The 16,665-nt window shown below is 66.9% G+C and carries 16 protein-coding genes; 10 read left to right on the top strand and 6 right to left on the bottom strand.

Annotated features, from left to right (window positions below; translation table 11 throughout):
• From FPV16_RS22480 to FPV16_RS22500, 5 genes are all read left to right on the top strand, one after another.
• Nucleotides 1-517: hypothetical protein (locus tag FPV16_RS22480; protein WP_319802269.1), on the top strand; the 517-nt coding region annotated here is incomplete at its 5' end.
• Between the two features lie 115 nt (nt 518-632).
• Nucleotides 633-1,856, top strand: a complete 1,224-nt coding sequence (locus tag FPV16_RS22485) for a calcium-binding protein (RefSeq protein ID WP_227440721.1) — start codon at nt 633-635, stop codon at nt 1,854-1,856.
• Between the two features lie 605 nt (nt 1,857-2,461).
• Nucleotides 2,462-2,791, top strand: coding sequence for a DUF4258 domain-containing protein (locus FPV16_RS22490; protein ID WP_227440723.1), 330 nt, complete (start codon nt 2,462-2,464; stop codon nt 2,789-2,791).
• A 73-nt stretch (nt 2,792-2,864) separates the two neighbouring features.
• The gene (locus FPV16_RS22495) at nt 2,865-3,311 is read left to right on the top strand and encodes a helix-turn-helix domain-containing protein (RefSeq protein ID WP_227440725.1); all 447 of its coding nucleotides are present in this window, start codon (nt 2,865-2,867) and stop codon (nt 3,309-3,311) included.
• A gap of 467 nt (nt 3,312-3,778) precedes the next feature.
• Nucleotides 3,779-4,357, top strand: coding sequence for a hypothetical protein (locus FPV16_RS22500; RefSeq protein WP_227440726.1), 579 nt, complete (start codon nt 3,779-3,781; stop codon nt 4,355-4,357).
• A 15-nt stretch (nt 4,358-4,372) separates the two neighbouring features.
• Here FPV16_RS22500 and cobF read toward each other — a convergent pair whose 3' ends face one another.
• Nucleotides 4,373-5,131: a precorrin-6A synthase (deacetylating) gene (cobF, locus tag FPV16_RS22505; protein WP_227440728.1), complete on the bottom strand. Its 759-nt coding sequence runs from the start codon at nt 5,129-5,131 to the stop codon at nt 4,373-4,375.
• A gap of 42 nt (nt 5,132-5,173) precedes the next feature.
• Between cobF and FPV16_RS22510 the strand changes: the two genes are divergently transcribed.
• The 4 genes from FPV16_RS22510 to FPV16_RS22525 all read left to right on the top strand — a co-directional run bounded on the left by FPV16_RS22510 (nt 5,174) and on the right by FPV16_RS22525 (nt 11,018).
• Nucleotides 5,174-5,635 carry a hypothetical protein gene (locus FPV16_RS22510; RefSeq protein ID WP_227440730.1) on the top strand — a complete coding sequence of 154 codons (462 nt, stop codon included), beginning with the start codon at nt 5,174-5,176 and terminating at the stop codon, nt 5,633-5,635.
• 86 nt (nt 5,636-5,721) lie between these two features.
• On the top strand, nt 5,722-7,410 hold the full coding sequence (locus tag FPV16_RS22515) for an efflux RND transporter periplasmic adaptor subunit (protein ID WP_227440732.1): 1,689 nt from the start codon (nt 5,722-5,724) through the stop codon (nt 7,408-7,410).
• An 11-nt stretch (nt 7,411-7,421) separates the two neighbouring features.
• The gene (locus FPV16_RS22520) at nt 7,422-10,577 is read left to right on the top strand and encodes an efflux RND transporter permease subunit (RefSeq protein WP_227440733.1); all 3,156 of its coding nucleotides are present in this window, start codon (nt 7,422-7,424) and stop codon (nt 10,575-10,577) included.
• A 15-nt stretch (nt 10,578-10,592) separates the two neighbouring features.
• The gene (locus FPV16_RS22525) at nt 10,593-11,018 is read left to right on the top strand and encodes a DUF305 domain-containing protein (protein ID WP_227440734.1); all 426 of its coding nucleotides are present in this window, start codon (nt 10,593-10,595) and stop codon (nt 11,016-11,018) included.
• Nucleotides 11,019-11,036: 18 nt separating this feature from the next.
• On the opposite strand, the gene FPV16_RS22530 is transcribed toward FPV16_RS22525, so the two are convergent.
• The 5 genes from FPV16_RS22530 to FPV16_RS22550 all read right to left on the bottom strand — a co-directional run bounded on the left by FPV16_RS22530 (nt 11,037) and on the right by FPV16_RS22550 (nt 15,413).
• Complete coding sequence (locus FPV16_RS22530; protein ID WP_227440735.1) at nt 11,037-11,354, bottom strand: hypothetical protein; 318 nt, start codon at nt 11,352-11,354, stop codon at nt 11,037-11,039.
• 242 nt (nt 11,355-11,596) lie between these two features.
• Entirely contained in the window at nt 11,597-13,141 is a 1,545-nt protein-coding gene (locus tag FPV16_RS22535) for a M10 family metallopeptidase C-terminal domain-containing protein (protein WP_227440736.1), read from the bottom strand.
• Between the two features lie 184 nt (nt 13,142-13,325).
• On the bottom strand, nt 13,326-14,111 hold the full coding sequence (gene otnI / locus FPV16_RS22540; RefSeq protein ID WP_227440738.1) for a 2-oxo-tetronate isomerase: 786 nt from the start codon (nt 14,109-14,111) through the stop codon (nt 13,326-13,328).
• Nucleotides 14,112-14,151: 40 nt separating this feature from the next.
• Nucleotides 14,152-14,865, bottom strand: a complete 714-nt coding sequence (locus tag FPV16_RS22545; RefSeq protein WP_227440740.1) for an anti-sigma factor domain-containing protein — start codon at nt 14,863-14,865, stop codon at nt 14,152-14,154.
• A complete protein-coding gene (locus FPV16_RS22550) occupies nt 14,862-15,413 on the bottom strand; it encodes an RNA polymerase sigma factor (protein ID WP_227440741.1) in 552 nt (183 codons plus the stop codon). Before FPV16_RS22550 ends, FPV16_RS22545 begins: the two co-directional genes overlap by 4 nt.
• Before the next feature lie 251 nt (nt 15,414-15,664).
• Here FPV16_RS22550 and FPV16_RS22555 point away from each other — a divergent pair, with 251 nt between their 5' ends.
• On the top strand, nt 15,665-16,639 hold the full coding sequence (locus FPV16_RS22555) for a S1C family serine protease (protein ID WP_227440743.1): 975 nt from the start codon (nt 15,665-15,667) through the stop codon (nt 16,637-16,639).
• Nucleotides 16,640-16,665: the final 26 nt, after the last annotated feature.

The raw sequence follows: 16,665 nt of genomic DNA on the forward strand, positions 1-16,665 counted from the left end.
CCATCGCTGCCGCCAAGATGGGGTGGGATCTGTTCTCGTTCGTAAGGGGCATGCCACGATGATCTGGCGCTATTTCGGCTATGCCTGTCTCGGGATCATCTCAGGGGCCATTCTAACGATCGCCGCTACGTTCGCCTACTACGCGCAAGACCGGCACATCCCGGTTGAGGTGAGTCGCACGGAGGTGCTGACGCCCGTCGTGAAGCCAGGTGGCAAGCTCATCATCCGGCAGACTGTGAAGTACCTGCGGGACTGCCGAGGGCACGTCGACCGCGTCCTCTACGACGCTCACACGCATCGGAAGTGGCTGGCGGACGTGGACTACGAGCGCCCGCCGCGCGGCCTCGGCGAGCACGTCATCACCTTCGTCGAGGACGTGCCGAGCTACTTCGAGGCCGGGGATGCCAGCTACCGTGCGGTGCCGGTCTACTCCTGCAACCTCGTCCATCAGTACGTTTGGCCGCTGACGCGGGACGAGACGGTGGTTCGCTTCAAGGTGGAGGGCGCGCCATTTTGAGATTGGATAAAGTGGATCGGCCGCCGTAAGCGAACGTAAACCATTACTGTTTTAGCGTTCGTCGCTCATTTTTGCATACGCATCGGGCAATTTTAATCAATCGGGGGATGCGGTCATGGCTTCAGTTTCGTTTACATATAATGGCGATTATGATCCCGGTAATACGGTAGTTTTAAGACAAAATGCACTAAACTATTATGATGGGCCAGGCGGAAATCATACATTAGGCCCCTTTTTCAATGATCGATATATTATGAATGACGATGGTGTTTATGGCATCTATGGTACGTACTTTATCGATAGTCAACGTTTCGACGGCGATCCTGCAGATCAGTCCAACAAGATTATGACTGGATCTGAATATTCAATCTCTCTGGATTTATCGGACAATACAGGGTTTTTGTATATAACTGGTAGTAACTTCGGCGACATTTTGCGCGCGGGTTCTGGCGCAGACACACTGAACGGTGGGGGAGGCAACGATATCCTCGACGGAGGTGCAGGGGCAGACATCTTTGACGGCGGTACTGGCATCAACACAATTACGTATGAGCGCTCTTCCGAAGCCGTCGTAGTTGTGCTTTCGGACGTTGGCCATTTCGGAGACGCTGAGGGCGACACGTATAGCAACATCCAGAACATCACAGGGTCGAGCTTTAATGATTTCCTCCAAGGCGATGATGGCAATAACGCTCTACGCGGGAACGGCGGGAACGATGCCTTGCTAGGGATGGGAGGCAACGACCGGTTAGTCATCTCGGGCAATGCTACTTTGACAGAAGGAATGGGCGCCCCGATGCTGGATGGCGGCGACGGTAAAGACAGTCTTTTCTTCGTTGCGGGCGAACTTGACTTTGCTTACGTTGAGTTAAGCAAAGGTAGCATCGGTAATATCGAGCAGATATACGTGCGGGGCGGCGTTCACATCGATATGAGCGCAGTTACGGAAGGCCAGAGTGTCACCTCCCAGTCCACGTTAGGCCATCATGCCGAGATCCTTGGTACGTCCGGCGCGGACCGTATCACGGCCGGCAAGGGCGGAGATGCGATTGACGGCGGAGCTGGGGGCGACAAACTGTTCGCGGGCTCGTCCTCGGATACCTTCCATTACCAAGCCGGCTTCGGACGGGACAATGTCTACGGCTTCGACGTCAACGCGGACCATATTGCCGTACACATCGCCGGGGCCACTGGAGCGACGCTCAAAGAGTTTCACAACGGCCAGGACACCATCGTCACGTTCGCGGGCGTCGAGGGCACCAACAAGATCATCCTGCACGACGTGACCGTTGCCCAGATTGAAGCCGGCCCCAGTGACTTGTTCACGTTCGGGGCTTGACGCTGGTATACCAAGAGCGGGAGGATAGGTTCACTCCTCCCAAGGGGTGCTCCTCCATCAAGCCATCACTCCACCCGCCCGGCTCACGCCGCGGCGGGTTTTTCGTACGGCATCGGACCGCAACGCTAGGCGTGATGCATCATTGGGATGCATGGCATTTTACGTATCCTGCGATAGGGCAAACCATATGGTGGCTCGGGCTGAAGCGTGGCTCACGGAAGCTGACATGGCCTGGATGAGCGAGCTGCGTTTGGCATTCGGTGCCAAACGGATCGATGAAATGGCCTCGCGCCCCGCAGGGCGAGGCGAGGAGGGTAGTGCCCTGCGTCATAGCTTCGAGACACGCGAGCGGATGGCAGCTGACTGGCGGGCCGTGCAGGGGCTGTAGGGCTGATATCGCCAACCTAACGCCCACGCATAGCCGTCCCCGGATACACGACGACAGACCCGCCTGGCTCTGCGCCCGGCGGGTTTATCGCTTGGGCCGGCAAACTGCAGCGTTGCCCAACGGACACGCGGTGCTCTTGCACACGGCGTACCACCTATTATCTGTGGCGTGGAACTTATCACCGTGATAAGTGCTTCGCATAACGCCGGGGGAACGGGTGGCGAAACTTCAACCATGGAAGCCAGCGGATGCGACCGACGAAATTAGAAAACTGGCGAGGAGCGACAAGCTCAATCTGACGTTTTCTGGACATGCTCGCGACCAACTCGACATCCGCGACCTGTTCATCGGCGATGCATCCTACGTGCTGAAACATGGTTTCGTTTACGAGCACCCGGTCGAGGCGACTCGACCAGGATTGTTCAAGTACCGCATCGAAAGCCGATCGCCCAACTCGGGCAATCGGATAGTGCGCGTCATCGCTGTACCCGACCCCGGCGCCAATCTTATCAAACTGGTCACCGTAATGTGGAAAGACGAGAAGTGAGGGATTGGTGCAGGAGATAAAAAAGCAAGTTTTGGGGCCACTCTTGGCCCCCACGGATAGAACGAGGGAACCTATGAACGCTTATCGCTACAAGGAGAGCGGTCTCGACAATGTCTACATCGAGGGGGTGAACCTCGTCGAAGATGACGCTGGCGAGGAATGCGTGACGATCCCAAACATCAATGGCCTCCACATGGCCATCGCCCACGGGATCGTAGACAAGCGCTCGGCCATCACCGGGCCTGAGCTCCGCTTCCTGCGTACCGAGATGGGCCTCACGCAGGCGCAGCTCGCAGCAATGGTGCATCGGGAACCGCTGGCCGTAAGCCGGTGGGAGCGGAACGAGATCGAGATCGATAGCAATGCTGAGGCGATCATCCGCCTCGCGGCAATCGATGCGCTCAAGCTTCCGCGCGAGGCTGGCGTGCGCGAGATCGCTGGCTGGTGCGTGCCTAGTGCGGAGACCGCACCGCTGCGCATCGATGGGTCCGACCCATCGAACTATAAGGTAGCCGCGTAGGACCACTGTACGTTCAGCAAACGATCTTCCACCACACTCAAATCAGCCCGGCCGGATCACTCCGCGCCGGGCTTTCGCGTTTTTCGAGCTAGGAACGTCTACACCTGACGGTATCCGTGGCCGGGAACGACTGCCAACGAAATCAACGGCTTGGCGTAAACCAGTGGTTAAGAGCGCGGCCGGGGATCGGCAGGTGCGGTCAACCGGGATCGCGGTCACGATGGACGATCCCGCCCCCGTTCAACCGCAGGGCCTCTATCAATCTCAGGTTGCCAAAAATTCCCGCAGGGCGTGTCTAGCGCTTCCAATCACGCATTTCAGCGGCTAAGTTGCGGCGGGTACCGTGGATTACCGAAGATTTATAAACCTCAGGTAAATTCGGTGCGAGGGCGATTCCATCCTCGTGTCGGTCCACGGTCACACGTTTCTTCGTCCTCAGCGATCCGCCCCGGCGGCCCAGGAGATCCATGCCTGCGCGCACGAGCCTTTCCACCGGCGACACGGACGGCCTCCTGGCCGCGCTCGATGCCTCGGGTGTCGTGGGCGTCTGGTCCTACGACGTCGGGGCCGGCCGGATCGTCCTCTCGGCCTCTTTCGCGGACTTGCTCGGTCTCGCTCCGGTGGCGGCGGGCGTGAGGCTCGACGTCTTCCTTGCGACGATCCTCGCCGAGGACCGACTTCGCGTGGAAAACGCGCTGCATGCCGCCATCGAGGCGGGCGGCCTGTTCGAGATCGTGTTCCGAACGGTTCGAGGCGAACGCCGGCTCGGCCTGCGCGGACGGATCGACGGGGGCGAGTCCGCCGGGCGGGCGAGAGGCCTCGGCATCGCCATCGATCACACCGAGGACGGGGTGCCACTCCACCGGCCCTGGCAACGGGCCGAGCAGGCGGCCAACCGCATGGCGGAGCACGCCATCGCCCTGCACGACCTCGCGGCCGACCTCCACCAGCCGAGACTGGCGGCCCTTCTCAAGGATCTGATGCAGGAGATCGGCTTCACCTTGGCCGGCCATCTCGAGAAGGGCGAGCGACCGCGCAATCATTGAGGGCGAGGATTCTGCCTAATCCGCTGGCCCGCGCAGGAGGTAGATGTCCATGATCCAGCCGTGGCGCGCCCTCGCCTCGGCCCGGACGCGCCGGATCTCGGCGGCGACGTCACCGAGGCGGCCCGAGAGGATGATCTCGTCGTCGCTGCCGAGATAGGCGCCCCAATAGATCGTCAGGTCCGGGTCGAGATGGGCGAAAGTCGGGTCGCCGTCGAGCATCACCACGGTGGTGTCGGCCTCGGCGGACAGTCCCCCTGCGATCTGGCGCCCGGTGGTGATCTGGACCGGAGCGCCGATGCGGTTGAGGGCGATGCGGTGGCTCGCCGCCAGGGCCTGGACGCTGGTGATGCCGGGAATCACCCGATGGTCGAAAGCGAGGCGCCCCCGCGCCACGATCCGGTCGATGATCCGCAGGGTGCTGTCGTAGAGAGAGGGGTCGCCCCAGACCAGGAAGGCGCCGGTGCCGTCCTCGGGAAGCTCGCGCGCGATCATCGCCTCGTAGAGAGCCGCGCGGGCACCGTGCCAATCCTCGACAGCGACGCCGTAATCGGCCGGATTGCGGTCGCGCTCCGGGTCCTGCGCCTCGACGATGCGGTAGGGGCGGTCCTCGATGTAGCGCTCGCAGATCTCCCGGCGCAGGGCGACGAGGTCGGCTTTCTCGCCGCCCTTGTCGAGGACGAAGACCACATCCACCGTGTTCAAGGCGCGGATCGCCTGGATCGTGACATGCTCCGGATTTCCGGTACCGATGCCGATCACGAGGATCTGTCTCACGCGTCTAGCCTTCCGAGTTGCGATCGGCCCTGTCGCGGGCGCATGCCCTATGCTACGCTCTGCGCCGACATGAAACCCTTCCGGCGCAATCTGGACCGGAGCCTTGCGCTCTGGCTGATGACGGTGATCCTCGCGATCGCCGGCTTCGGCATGTCGTCGCCCGCGAGCGCCCATACGGGCCATGGGCACGATGGCGGTGCCCCTATCGAGCGGGTTCAGGCTCCGATCTCCCTCGACGCGCTGGCGGTCCAGGCGGATGTCGTCGCTCCCGGCATGCAGGTGATCGTGTCCGTCCTGCGGGCCGAACCCCATCTCGGCTGTGCCAGTCCCTGCTGCACCGGCCCCTGCGGAGCCGCCTGCTGCTGCGCCATCGGCTTGGCACCGGCCGAAGGGGATGCCGCATCCGCACCCGGCTTGACCAGTCCCGTTCCCGTGGGCGCCATGTCCGCCCGCACGGACGTCGCCCCGGATTCCCCGTCCGAACCACCGAGACCCTTCGCCTGACGTAACGACGGCGTTCCGCGCCCGGCTGCCTGCCGGCGCCGCGCGGAAAGCCGTCCCTGCTTCATCGGCGTCGAGGTTCTCCCATCATGTCCATCGTTTTTCCGGCAGCCCTGCGCTTCGTCGCGGCGTGCGCCATCGCCTGGGCGGGCTTGTCCGGCGCGGTCCTGTCCCATGAGGGCCATTCCCACGGAGACGAGGCCCCTGCCCTGCCCGTTGCGGCGGCGGCGCCGCGCGCCGAGGCGAAGTCGGAGCGCTACGAACTCGTCGCCACCGTGCAGGGCCACGATCTCGTCTTCTATCTCGACACGTTCGAGACCAATGCGCCGGTCACCGACGCCACCCTCGCCCTCTCGACGCCGGACGGGCGCAGGAAGGCCGAGCTCCAGGCCGATGGCAGCTACCGGCTCCCGGCGCCCTGGCTGGAGGAATCCGAGCACCACGACCTCCTCGTCGCGGTGACGGCGGAGGGCAGCACCGACATCCTTTCCCTCGATCTCGACCTGCCGGCCGCCAAAGCCGCGGCGGCGACGTCCGAGTCGGCGACCGCCGCCTCGTTGGTCGAACGCCTGACCCACCAGCCGCCCTCCGTCACCGCCGCCGGGGGCTTCCTGCTCGGCCTCGGCGCCGTCGTCCTGTTCCGGCGTCGGCGCACGATTCCCATCGTCGTCGTCCTGGCGGTCACGGCGACGATCGTGCTGGGCAGCGCCGCCCTCGCCCATGAAGGCCACGATGCCGCGCCCGCCGAGGGGGGGATGATGGCGAGCCCTCCCTCCGGCGGCGCCGACCGGGCCAGACGCCTGGGCGACGGATCGATCTTCGTGCCCAAATCCCTGCAGCGGCTTCTCGTCCTGCGCACCGCCGTGACGGCGACGGAGAGCGTGGCCCGCACCGTGGCCCTGCCCGGCCGGGTCATCGCCGATCCCAATGCCAGCGGCGTGGTGCAATCCTCCGTGGGCGGCCGTCTGGCCCCTCCGGCGAACGGCTTCCCGCGTCTGGGAACCCGCGTGACCCGCGGCGAAGTGCTCGCCACCGTCACCCCGCCGGTCCAGGCCGTGGACGTCTCCGACATGCGCCAGCGCCAGGGCGAACTCGACCAGCAGATCGCGATCCTCGACCGGCGCGTGATCCGGTTCGAGCGTCTGGCGGGGACCGGCGCCGTGGCCCAGACCCAGCTCGACGATGCCCGCTCCGAACGCGACGGGCTCAAAGACCGTCGCGCCGCCCTCGACACGGTCCGCGGCTCGCCCGAGGCCCTGGTCGCGCCGGTGAACGGGGTCATCGCCGAGGCGAGCGCCACGGCGGGCGCCATGGCCGCCCCCGGCACCGTCGTCTTCCGCATCGTCGATCCGGGCAAACTCTGGGTCGAGGCGCTGAGCTTCGAGGCCCTGGCCCCCGAGGGCGCGGCGACGGCGCGGCTCGGGGACGGGCGCGGCATGGCGCTGACCTATCGCGGGGCCGGTCTCGCCGACCGCAACCAGGCCGTGCCGGTGCAATTCGCGGTGGCGGGCGATCCGGCTGGCCTGCGGCTCGGCCAGTTCGTCACTGTCCACGCCCCCTTGACGGGGGAGCGGACCGGTCTCGCGGTGCCGCGCTCCGGCATCCTGCGGGCGGAGGGCGGCAGCGTCGTCTACGAGCATGTCGGCGCCGAGCGCTTCGTGGCGCGCACCGTCCGCACCGATCCCGTCGACGCCGAACGCACGCTCATTGCCGGCGGTCTGGAGCCGGGACGGCGCGTCGTCGTCCAGGGCGCCGAACTCCTCGACCAGATCCGCTGAGGAGAGAGCTCATGTTCGGCCTCATCGTCGCGCAATCCCTGCGCAACCGCCTGCTCGTCGTGGCGCTCGCCTTCGCCCTGGTCCTCACCGGCGCGCTGTCCCTCGCGCGCCTGCCCGTCGACGTGCTCCCCGACCTCAACCGGCCCACGGTCACGATCCTGACCGAGGCCGAGGGCTTTGCTCCCACGGAGGTGGAGCAGCGGGTGACCTACCCGATCGAGACCCGCATGAACGGCCTGCCCGGCGTCAGCCGGGTGCGCTCGGTCTCCGGCATCGGCCTGTCCATCGTCACGGTAGAGTTCGAGTGGGACACCGACCTGTTCCGCGACCGGCAGTTCGTCAACGAGAGGCTGGCGCTGGCGCGCTCGGAACTGCCGCCCAACGTGGTGCCGCAGATGGGGCCGGTCTCGTCGATCATGGGCGGCATCCTGCTCGTCGCCGTCACGTCGAAGACCGCGACCCCGATGCAGGTGCGCGAGACCGCCGATTTCACCCTGCGCCCGCGCCTGCTCTCCATCCCCGGCGTGGCGCAGGTCATCCCCATCGGCGGCGAGGTGCGTCAGTTCCGGGTCGCGCCCAATCCCGCCGCCATGCGGGCGCTCGACGTCAGCGACGAGGCTCTGGCCCGTGCCCTCCAGAATTACGGCGGCAATGCCGGCGGCGGCTATTCCGAGGCCGGCGGGCGCGAGGTCCTGATCCGGGCGCTCGGCCGCACCACCGATCTCGACGACCTGCGCAATCTCGTCGTCACGACGCCGGGCGGTCCGGTCTACCTGCGGCAGGTCGCCGAGATCGCCTTCGGGGCCCGGCCCAAGCGCGGTGACGGCGGCTTCATGGGCCAGCCCGCCGTGGTGGTCTCCATCGAGAAGCAGCCGGGCATCGACACCGTGCGCCTGACCCGCGAGGTCGAGGCGGCGCTCAAGGAGATCGGCCCCTCCCTGCCGCACGGGATCGAGGCCGGCAGCGTCCTGTTCCGGCAGGCGGATTTCATCGAGACGTCGCTTCGCAACGTGATCACGGTGCTGATCGAGGCTGTGGCCGTGGTGGCCGTGGTGCTGTTCGCTTTCCTGATGAACGTGCGGACCACGCTGATCTCGCTCGCCGCCATCCCCGTCTCGATCCTCGCCACCGCCACGGTGTTTTCGCTGCTTGGCCTCTCGATCAACACGATGACGCTCGGCGGCCTCGCCATCGCCATCGGCGAATTGGTGGACGACGCCGTTGTCGACGTGGAGAACATCCTGCGGCGCCTGCGCGACAACCGGGCGGAGGGCTTGCGGGCGGAGGGCTCGCCCCGCTCGTCCTTCGCGGTGATCGTGGACGCCTCGAACGAGGTGCGCTCCGGCATCGTCTACGCCACCATCATCATCTGCCTCGTCTTCGTGCCGCTCTTCGCCCTGTCGGGCATTGAGGGCCGGCTGTTCGCGCCCTTGGGCCAAGCCTACATCATCGCCATCCTGTCGAGTCTCGTGGTGTCGCTGACCCTGACGCCCGCCCTCTCCTCCTGGCTGCTCCCCGGCCTCAAGAGCCTCGACCATCCCGAGAGCCGGCTGATCCGCGGCCTCAAGCGCGCCAACGGGCGCCTCGTGGAGACGGCCTTCGCTCATCAGCGCCTCGCCATCGTTTGTGCGATCGTCGCGGTGGCTGCCGCCGGCTACGGCGCGGGCCGGTTGCCCCGCGCCTTCCTCCCGACCTTCAACGAGGGCTCGTTCACGGTCACCACCACCTTCACCCCCGGCATCTCGCTTGCCGAATCCGCCCGCGTCGGCGCCATCGCCGAGCGCCTGCTCCTAGACATTCCCGACGTGGACAAGGTCGGGCGCCGCACCGGACGCGCCGAGCTCGACGAGCATGCCGAGGGCGTCCATTCCACCGATCTGGAGATCCGCCTGAAGCCCGGCGGGCGCGAACGCCTGGCCATCGTCGCCGACATCAGGGGGCGGCTGTCCGTTCTTCCGGTCACGGTGAATGTCGGCCAGCCGATCTCGCACCGGCTCGACCACATGCTCTCCGGCGTCCGCGCCGAGATCGCCCTGAAGCTGTTCGGCGAGGATCTCGACGCCTTGCGTCGCACTGCCGAATCCCTGCGCGAGACCCTGTCGGGCATTCCCGGCGTCGCCGATCTCCAGGTCGAGCGGCAGGTGCGCGTGCCACAGATCGAGATACGGGTCGATCCGGCCAAGGCGGCGCTCTACGGCGTTTCCCCCGCCACAGTGGTGGAGACGGTGGGGAACCTTGCCAACGGCCGCGTGGTCTCGACCCTGGTGGACGGCCTGCGCCGCTTCGACGTGGTCCTGCGCCTGCCCGAGAGCGGCCGGTCCATGGTCGCCCTGCGCGACCTCCTCATCGAGACGCCGTCGGGCTGGGTGCCCGCCCATGCCCTGGCCGACATCGCCGAGCGCGACGGGCCCAACCAGATCCTGCGCGAGAACGGCCGCCGCCGCATCGTGGTCCAGGCCAACACCGTGCCGGGCTCCGACGGCTCGAAGGTCGCTGCCGCCATCGTGCAGGCCCTGGCACGGACGACGCTGCCGGAGGGAATCAGCGCCCGCCTCGAAGGTGCGTTCGAGGCGCAGGGGGAGGCGACCCGCCGGATCGGGCTCCTCGGCCTCGTCTCCTTCGCCCTGGTCTTCGCGCTGCTGGCGAGCCGCTACCGCTCCGGCGTGCTGGCCCTCATCGTCATGGGCAACGTGCCGCTCGCCCTCATCGGCAGCGTCATCGCCCTCACCATCGCCGGCCTGCCGCTCTCGGTGGCCTCGATGATCGGCTTCGTGACGCTCACCGGCATCGTCGCCCGCAACGGCATCCTGAAGATCAGCCACGTGCTGAATCTCGGCCTCAGCGAGGGCCTGCCCTTCGGACCCGCCCTGGTCCTGCGGGCGAGCAACGAGCGCCTCGTGCCGGTGCTGATGACGGCGCTGGCCGCAGGCATCGCCCTGGTGCCGCTGCTGGTCGACGGGACCGCGCCGGGCAAGGAGATCCTCCACCCCGTGGCCGTGACGATCTTCGGCGGCCTCATCAGCGCGACGCTCCTCGACGCCGTGCTGACGCCGGTCCTGATGCTGCGCTTCGGCGGACCCGCCTTCGCCCGCCTGCGCGAGGCGCAGGGCGACGAAACCCCCTCCCTGGTGGCGGGGGCACTGCCCTCCCCGCCCGCAACCTTCTGACGACAGGAAACTCGAATGACGAAGACAGCCCTCCCCGCGATCCTGGCCGCGATCCTGGCTCTGCCCCTCGCCTCCCCGGTCCTCGCGGCCGCCGAGCACCGCCACGAGGACGGCACCACCCATTCCCACAGCCATGACGACGGGCCGAAGACGCCGACGAAGGGCAAGGCCGCCGACACCCCGGCGACCCGTGCTTTCAAGGAAGCGAGCATGCGCATGCACGGCGACATGGAGATCCGCTATTCCGGCGACGTCGACCGCGATTTCGCCGCCGGCATGATCCCGCATCACAAGGGCGCCCTGGCCATGGCCAAGGTCGCGCTTCAGTATTCGAAGGATCCGGAGGTCCGCTCCCTGGCCGAGGCCATCGTCAAGGCACAGGAAGCCGAGATCGCGCAGATGGAGGCGATCCTGAAGCGCACCGATCCTGCCAAAAAGTGAGGTCTGCCCCGTGCGGCGTCAGGCGCGGCGGCTTCTCCGCCTGTCGCGCTCGTCGTCCAGGGCCGCCGGAACGCCGCTGAGCACACGCAACGGATGCGTGTGGACCGGGCGAAACGTCCGGGGCATCGGGCCGCAGCCGATACAGACCGCGTAGGTCCAGCGCAGCCAAAGACTGGTGTTCTCCCGGTCGATCTTGTCCTGGCGCTTTCGCGCCTCGGCGATGGCGGCCCTGACCTCGGCCGCCCGCTCCTCGCTGACGGCCTCCCGTTGCCGGGCCGTAACGGTCGGCTGGTTCTGCCCCGGCTGAGCGCCGCAGGGCGACGAAAGAATGCTCAAACCCGCAAATAACCCTAAGATCAATCGCATGCGTGCCTCCGAAATCGCAGAAGGCATTCCCCGTTTTCGCAAGGCTACGGACAAGACGGGTGGAAAGTTTCAGGCTCCTCCGCCCCGTGGAAACTGGGGACGATCGCCTCGTCTTCCGGACGGCACTTCGGGATGGGAGTGAGAAGAGGGGATCAGCCGGTCCCGTTCGTCATCGTCAGGTCGCGCCTCGGACCGACGCATGACACGGCTATCTAGACCACCAGCACATCCGCGAAGGTCAGCGCCGCCTTCGTGTCGATCACCGCGATGGCGAGGGCCGTACCGGCCCCGCTCCCATCGGCATCGTAGGAGAGGAGGCCCGTGTCGCGGTCGTAGAGAACGCGGTCATCCGCATCGAGCGACCCCGATGCGACATCCTTGAACGACGCCTCCGACAGGGGACCGGCCGTCAGTCCGGCGAAGACGTTGGCCGAGAGTGCGATCACGTCGTCGGCGAGGGAGAAGTCGCGGATATGGTCGGTGTTGGCGGTGCCGGCCTTGGTCCGGAACAGGAACGTGTCTTCGCCCGCCCCACCCGTCAGCACGTCGTTTCCCGCTCCGCCCGTCAGCATGTTGCTGCTGCCATTGCCGGTGATGACGTTGGCGCGGGCATTGCCGATGCCGTCCAGCGCCTCCGTGCCGAGAAGCTTCAAGTTCTCGACATAGGTTCCGAGGCGATGGCTGGCCGAACTCAGCACCCGGTCCGTCCCGCTCCCGGCCGCCTCCTCGATCGTGTCGAGGCCATCCGTCACATAGGTGTCGTTGCCGAGGCCGCCGCTCATGCGGTCGGATCCCTGTCCACCGTCGAGCCGGTTGGCGCCGTCGTTGCCGATGAGGATGTCGTCGCCCGACCCGCCCCTCGCCGTCTCGATGGAGACGCCGTTGGCGATGGTCACGCCGCCGGTCAGGGTTTCCGAGGTGGAGAGCCAGCCCCCTCCCCCGATCTCGGCCTTCAGGGTCGCCGCGCGCAGGTCGATCTTGGCCGCGCTCGATCCATCATAGGCGATCGTGTCGGAGCCGCCGGTATCCCAGATCGTGGTGTAGCCGCGATTGGCGTCGACATCGTCGCTGAAGCGGTAGACGTCGTTGCCGGTGTTGTGGGCACGGGCGCCGTAGAGATGCTGCAAAGCCGCGATGTCGATGGCGCCGAAGGAGCCCGGCTGGGCGTTGAGCGCGGTGTTCTCGTCGGGCTCGGGGGTGAACGGGTTGTCCTCGCCCCAGAATGCGAAAGTGTAGCCCATCACCGTATAGATCTGGGAATTGAGATTGCCGGTGCCGAAATCGCCCGGCTTGACGACGCCCGGCAGCTTGCCGTTCTCTCCGTCATGGGGGTGGCCGAGGCCCAGGCTGTGACCGATCTCGTGGATCCAGGTTTCGGAATAGGTGCCGAGGCGAACCACGTCGGCGGCCCCTTTCACACTGTCCGGGTTGATGCCCACCGCGGTTTCCAGCGAGGTCACGCCCGGGGAGGGCGTACCGGATTCGCCGCCTCCGCCCACATCGAGACGCTGGATCAGCTGAGCCTGCTCCACCGTCCCCTCGACGAAATCGACCGCCGCGAAGCCGCTGACGTTGTCGTAGATCTCTTTGTAGAACGCCTTCCAATCGCCTTCGTCGAAATCATCGATCCCGTTCGCATCGATGTCCTGCGCCTTGAACCCGTAGGTCAGGGTCGCGGCGTTCCAGGCCCCGCCGATGATGAGGCTGTCCACGACGGCATTCCCCGTCAGGGCGACGGGTTTGAAGAGGTCGGCCATGGATCGATCTGTCCCGTGGGGAGAAGAAGCTTGGCCGTTTAATCTGGCCGGGCCAGTCCCTAATCACGATGGCATGTCATAAACAATTGTTGGTCGCGCCCGTCGGTGGCGAACCGTGCGATGCGGTAGGGGTATGCTTTACAGGGGCTGAGGGAGAACCGGCGCAAGTGCGCTAAATCCGCGTTCATCCACCCGCAAAGGCGTTCAGCCAGCCGAGCCCGTCCTCGGTTCGGCCACGCGGATTGTACTCGCACCCGACCGAACCCGAATATCCGAGCCGGTCGAGTTCGGCGAAGACGAAGGCGTCGTTCACTTCGCCGGTCCCCGGCTCGTGGCGGGCCGGCACGCCGGCGACCTGGACATGGCCGATGATCGGCAGCAGGCGGGCCAGCCGCGTGGTCACGTCGCCGTGCAGGATCTGGCAGTGGAAGATGTCGAACTGGAGCTTGAGGTTGGTGAGACCCTCCGCGCGCAGGTCCGCCACGAGATCGGCTGCGGCCTCGACATCGTCGAGGAAATAGCCCGGCATGGAGCGGCGGTTGATCGGTTCGATCAGAAGATCGAGTCCGTGGTGGGCGAGACGTCCGGCGGCGTGGCGCAGGGAGCGGCGATAAGCCTGCCCGGCGCGGCTGTCGCGTCCGTCTGCCAGGCCCGCCATCATGTGCAGGCGCGGGCAGCCGGTCGCCAGCGCATAGGCGAGCGCCGTCTCGATCCCGGCGGCCGTCTCGTGGAAGCGGTCAGGCAGAGCGGCGAGGCCCCGCTCGCCGGTCGTCCAATCGCCCGGCGGCATGTTGAACAGAACGAGGTCGAGCCCGTGCGCGGCGAGTCGCCCGGCGATCGCCTCCGGCGAATGCGCGTAGGGGAACAGGAACTCCACCGCCGTGAACCCGGCACGGGACGCGGCCTCGAAGCGGTCGAGGAAGGCGTGTTCCGTAAAGAGCAGCGTCAGGTTCGCGGCAAAGCGCGGCATGGGAGGGCTCCATCGTGGCAGGTTCCCGTCTGGGACGCCCTCAATCGCGGATGAGCTTGCCCGTATAGACGACGGGGCCGGTGGGCTGGCCTGTGGCCGAGCCGTTCGGCGGCTCCACCGAGACGGCAAAGACACCCTCCCCACGCCGCGCCGCATCGGACCCGGCGGGCAGGGCTAAGCGTGCGGCATCCTTGCCGATCAATCCGAGGGATTTCGGCGTCTTGTCGGCTCCCACATACCACAATTCGAGGCTGCGGCCCGCCGGCGCCTCGGCGCCGACCGGGCGCACCCGCGCGGTTCCCGCCGCCGTATCGATGCTGACGATGAGGGCGGGCGCCTCGCCGCCGCTGCTGACCACGGCGACGTAGCGGGTCTCGCCCTCCGCACCGGGGCGGGGGGCGACGGCGATGAACAAAGCGAGCCCGGCCGCCAGCGCCCCGGCTCCCGCCGCGGCGGCCCGCCACAGGCCGAGCTTGCGCGACAGGGCGGCCACGCGGTTGTCGTTCGCCGCCGGAGAGGAGGATGTCCGATGGGGCAACGCGCGCAGGATCGCCTGCCACACGCCCTCGCCCGGCTCGATCTCGGGGATGGCGGCGGCGAGGGGCGCCAGGCGACGCTCCCAATCCTGCACGGCGGCGCGTGCGGCGGGATCGACGGCGAGTTCGAGATCCATGGCGGCGCGCTCGTTGGCGTCGAGCGTGCCGATGACGTATTCGGCGGCGCGCAGGTCGCGCTCGGCGGGGTCCTCGGTCATGCCGGCCCCTCCAGGCAGCCGCGCAGGGCGGACAGCCCGCGATGCAGCCAGGTCTTGATGGTGTTGACCGGCCGCTCGAACCGGGCCGCGAGCTCCTCGCGGGAATGTCCCTCGCAATAGGCCAGCACGATGCAGTCGCGCTGCGTCTCGTCGAGGCGGGACAGGCAGGTGCGCAGGGCGTCGCGCCCGAGAATCGCAGCTTCGCTGTCATGGGGATCGGCCAACCGTTCCACCCAGTCCTCTCCGTCCTCGCTCACCGGCCCCTGGACCTCGCCCTTCCGGCGGACCCCGTCGATCGCCCGGTTGCGGGCGATGGTACAGAGCCACGACAAAGGGCGGCCCGCCTCCGGAGAGAACGAACCGGCACTCTGCCAGATACGCAGGTAGACGTCCTGGAGCACGTCTTCGGCCATGCCGCGATCCCGTTGGATACGGAGCACGATGCCGAAAAGTTTCGGAGCGGTGAGATCGTAGAGAGCCCGAAGGGCCTGCTCGTTGCCGGATGCCACGGCCGCGATCAGGCGCGCCAGTGCCGCGTCGTCACGCAAGGCTAGGAGCGTCTTCTCTGCGCGACATGATTCGACCGTTCGATCTGGCGGGAACGTTGCAGACGACTCTTAATGGAGCGGAGGCGCGCCGGCTACTGCGTGGCGCGCAATCAATGTGGATCGGCGCACCTCTCCCTCAGAGCCGAGATACGCAAGGGTGATGGCAAGGCTGAAGGGATGGGTGTTCGACGGGGAGCCGGCGACCTATCTCCCGTTTCTGACATCGGGTGCAGGACAAGGACACGGGATTCATGACGTCGCACGGAGACTGGAAAATTCCCGCCGCCGTGCAGCCCAAGGCCGGCGATTACGCGTACGACCTCGACAGGGCCCTGTCGGCGATCGTGTCGCTCTCAACGCGCATCCCGCCGGAGGCGTTCACTGCCGAAACCCTGGGCACGGAACGGGCCGGCAACGGCGTGGTGATCCGCGAAGACGGCCTCGTCCTTACCATCGGCTATCTCGTCACCGAGGCGGACAGCGTCTGGATGACGACGCATGACGGACGCTCGGTCCCCGGCCACGTGGTCGGTTTCGACGCCGTCACCGGGTTCGGCCTCGTCCAGGCCCTGGGCGACCTGGCGCTGCCGCCGCTCCCCATCGGGCGCTCGGCCAGCCTGAAGATCGGCGACAAGGCGGTGGTGGCCGGAGCCGGCGGACGCACCCGCTGCGTCGCCGCCGAGCTGATCGCGCGGCAGGAATTTGCAGGTTACTGGGAATACGTCCTCGACGAGGCCTTGTTCACCGCGCCCTCGCACCCGCATTGGGGCGGCACAGCGCTGATCGGCCCGGCCGGCGACCTTCTCGGCATCGGCTCCCTGCAACTGCAGCAGGGCGGCGCGGAAGGCCCCAAGGCGATCAACCTCGTGGTGCCCATCGACCTGCTGCCGCCGATCCTCGAGGATCTGACCACCCGCGGGCGGGCGGACCGCCCGACCCGGCCCTGGCTCGGCCTCTATGCCAGCGACAGCGACGGCACGGTGGTGGTGATGGGGCTCGCCGATGACGGCCCCGCCGAGAGTGCGGACCTGCGCGTCGGCGACGTGCTCGCGGCGGTGGCGGGCGAGCCGGTGGAGGATCTCGCCGGGTTCTTCCGTCAGGTCTGGGCCCTCGGAGAAGCGGGGGTGCGGGTGCCACTCACGATCGAGCGCGACGGACGCCCGATCAAGCTCGTCGTGACGTCGAGCGACCGCGAGCGTTTCCTGGTCTCGCCCCAGCTGCATTGATCGGGACGGGGCGCGGGTCTATCCCG

Origin of the sequence: Methylobacterium sp. W2, from assembly GCF_020662345.1 — a bacterium.
Classification (GTDB): Bacteria; Pseudomonadota; Alphaproteobacteria; order Rhizobiales; family Beijerinckiaceae; genus Methylobacterium.

Coding starts and splice junctions, on each gene's coding strand:
- FPV16_RS22510 (WP_227440730.1), top strand. CDS start 5,174: ATGCCCTATGCTACGCTCTGCGCCGACATGAAACCCTTCCGGCGCAAT.
- FPV16_RS22555 (WP_227440743.1), top strand. CDS start 15,665: ATGACGTCGCACGGAGACTGGAAAATTCCCGCCGCCGTGCAGCCCAAG.
- FPV16_RS22535 (WP_227440736.1), bottom strand. CDS start 13,141: ATGGCCGACCTCTTCAAACCCGTCGCCCTGACGGGGAATGCCGTCGTG.
- FPV16_RS22500 (WP_227440726.1), top strand. CDS start 3,779: ATGCCTGCGCGCACGAGCCTTTCCACCGGCGACACGGACGGCCTCCTG.
- FPV16_RS22545 (WP_227440740.1), bottom strand. CDS start 14,865: ATGACCGAGGACCCCGCCGAGCGCGACCTGCGCGCCGCCGAATACGTC.
- FPV16_RS22525 (WP_227440734.1), top strand. CDS start 10,593: ATGACGAAGACAGCCCTCCCCGCGATCCTGGCCGCGATCCTGGCTCTG.
- FPV16_RS22485 (WP_227440721.1), top strand. CDS start 633: ATGGCTTCAGTTTCGTTTACATATAATGGCGATTATGATCCCGGTAAT.
- FPV16_RS22520 (WP_227440733.1), top strand. CDS start 7,422: ATGTTCGGCCTCATCGTCGCGCAATCCCTGCGCAACCGCCTGCTCGTC.
- FPV16_RS22495 (WP_227440725.1), top strand. CDS start 2,865: ATGAACGCTTATCGCTACAAGGAGAGCGGTCTCGACAATGTCTACATC.
- FPV16_RS22515 (WP_227440732.1), top strand. CDS start 5,722: ATGTCCATCGTTTTTCCGGCAGCCCTGCGCTTCGTCGCGGCGTGCGCC.
- otnI (WP_227440738.1), bottom strand. CDS start 14,111: ATGCCGCGCTTTGCCGCGAACCTGACGCTGCTCTTTACGGAACACGCC.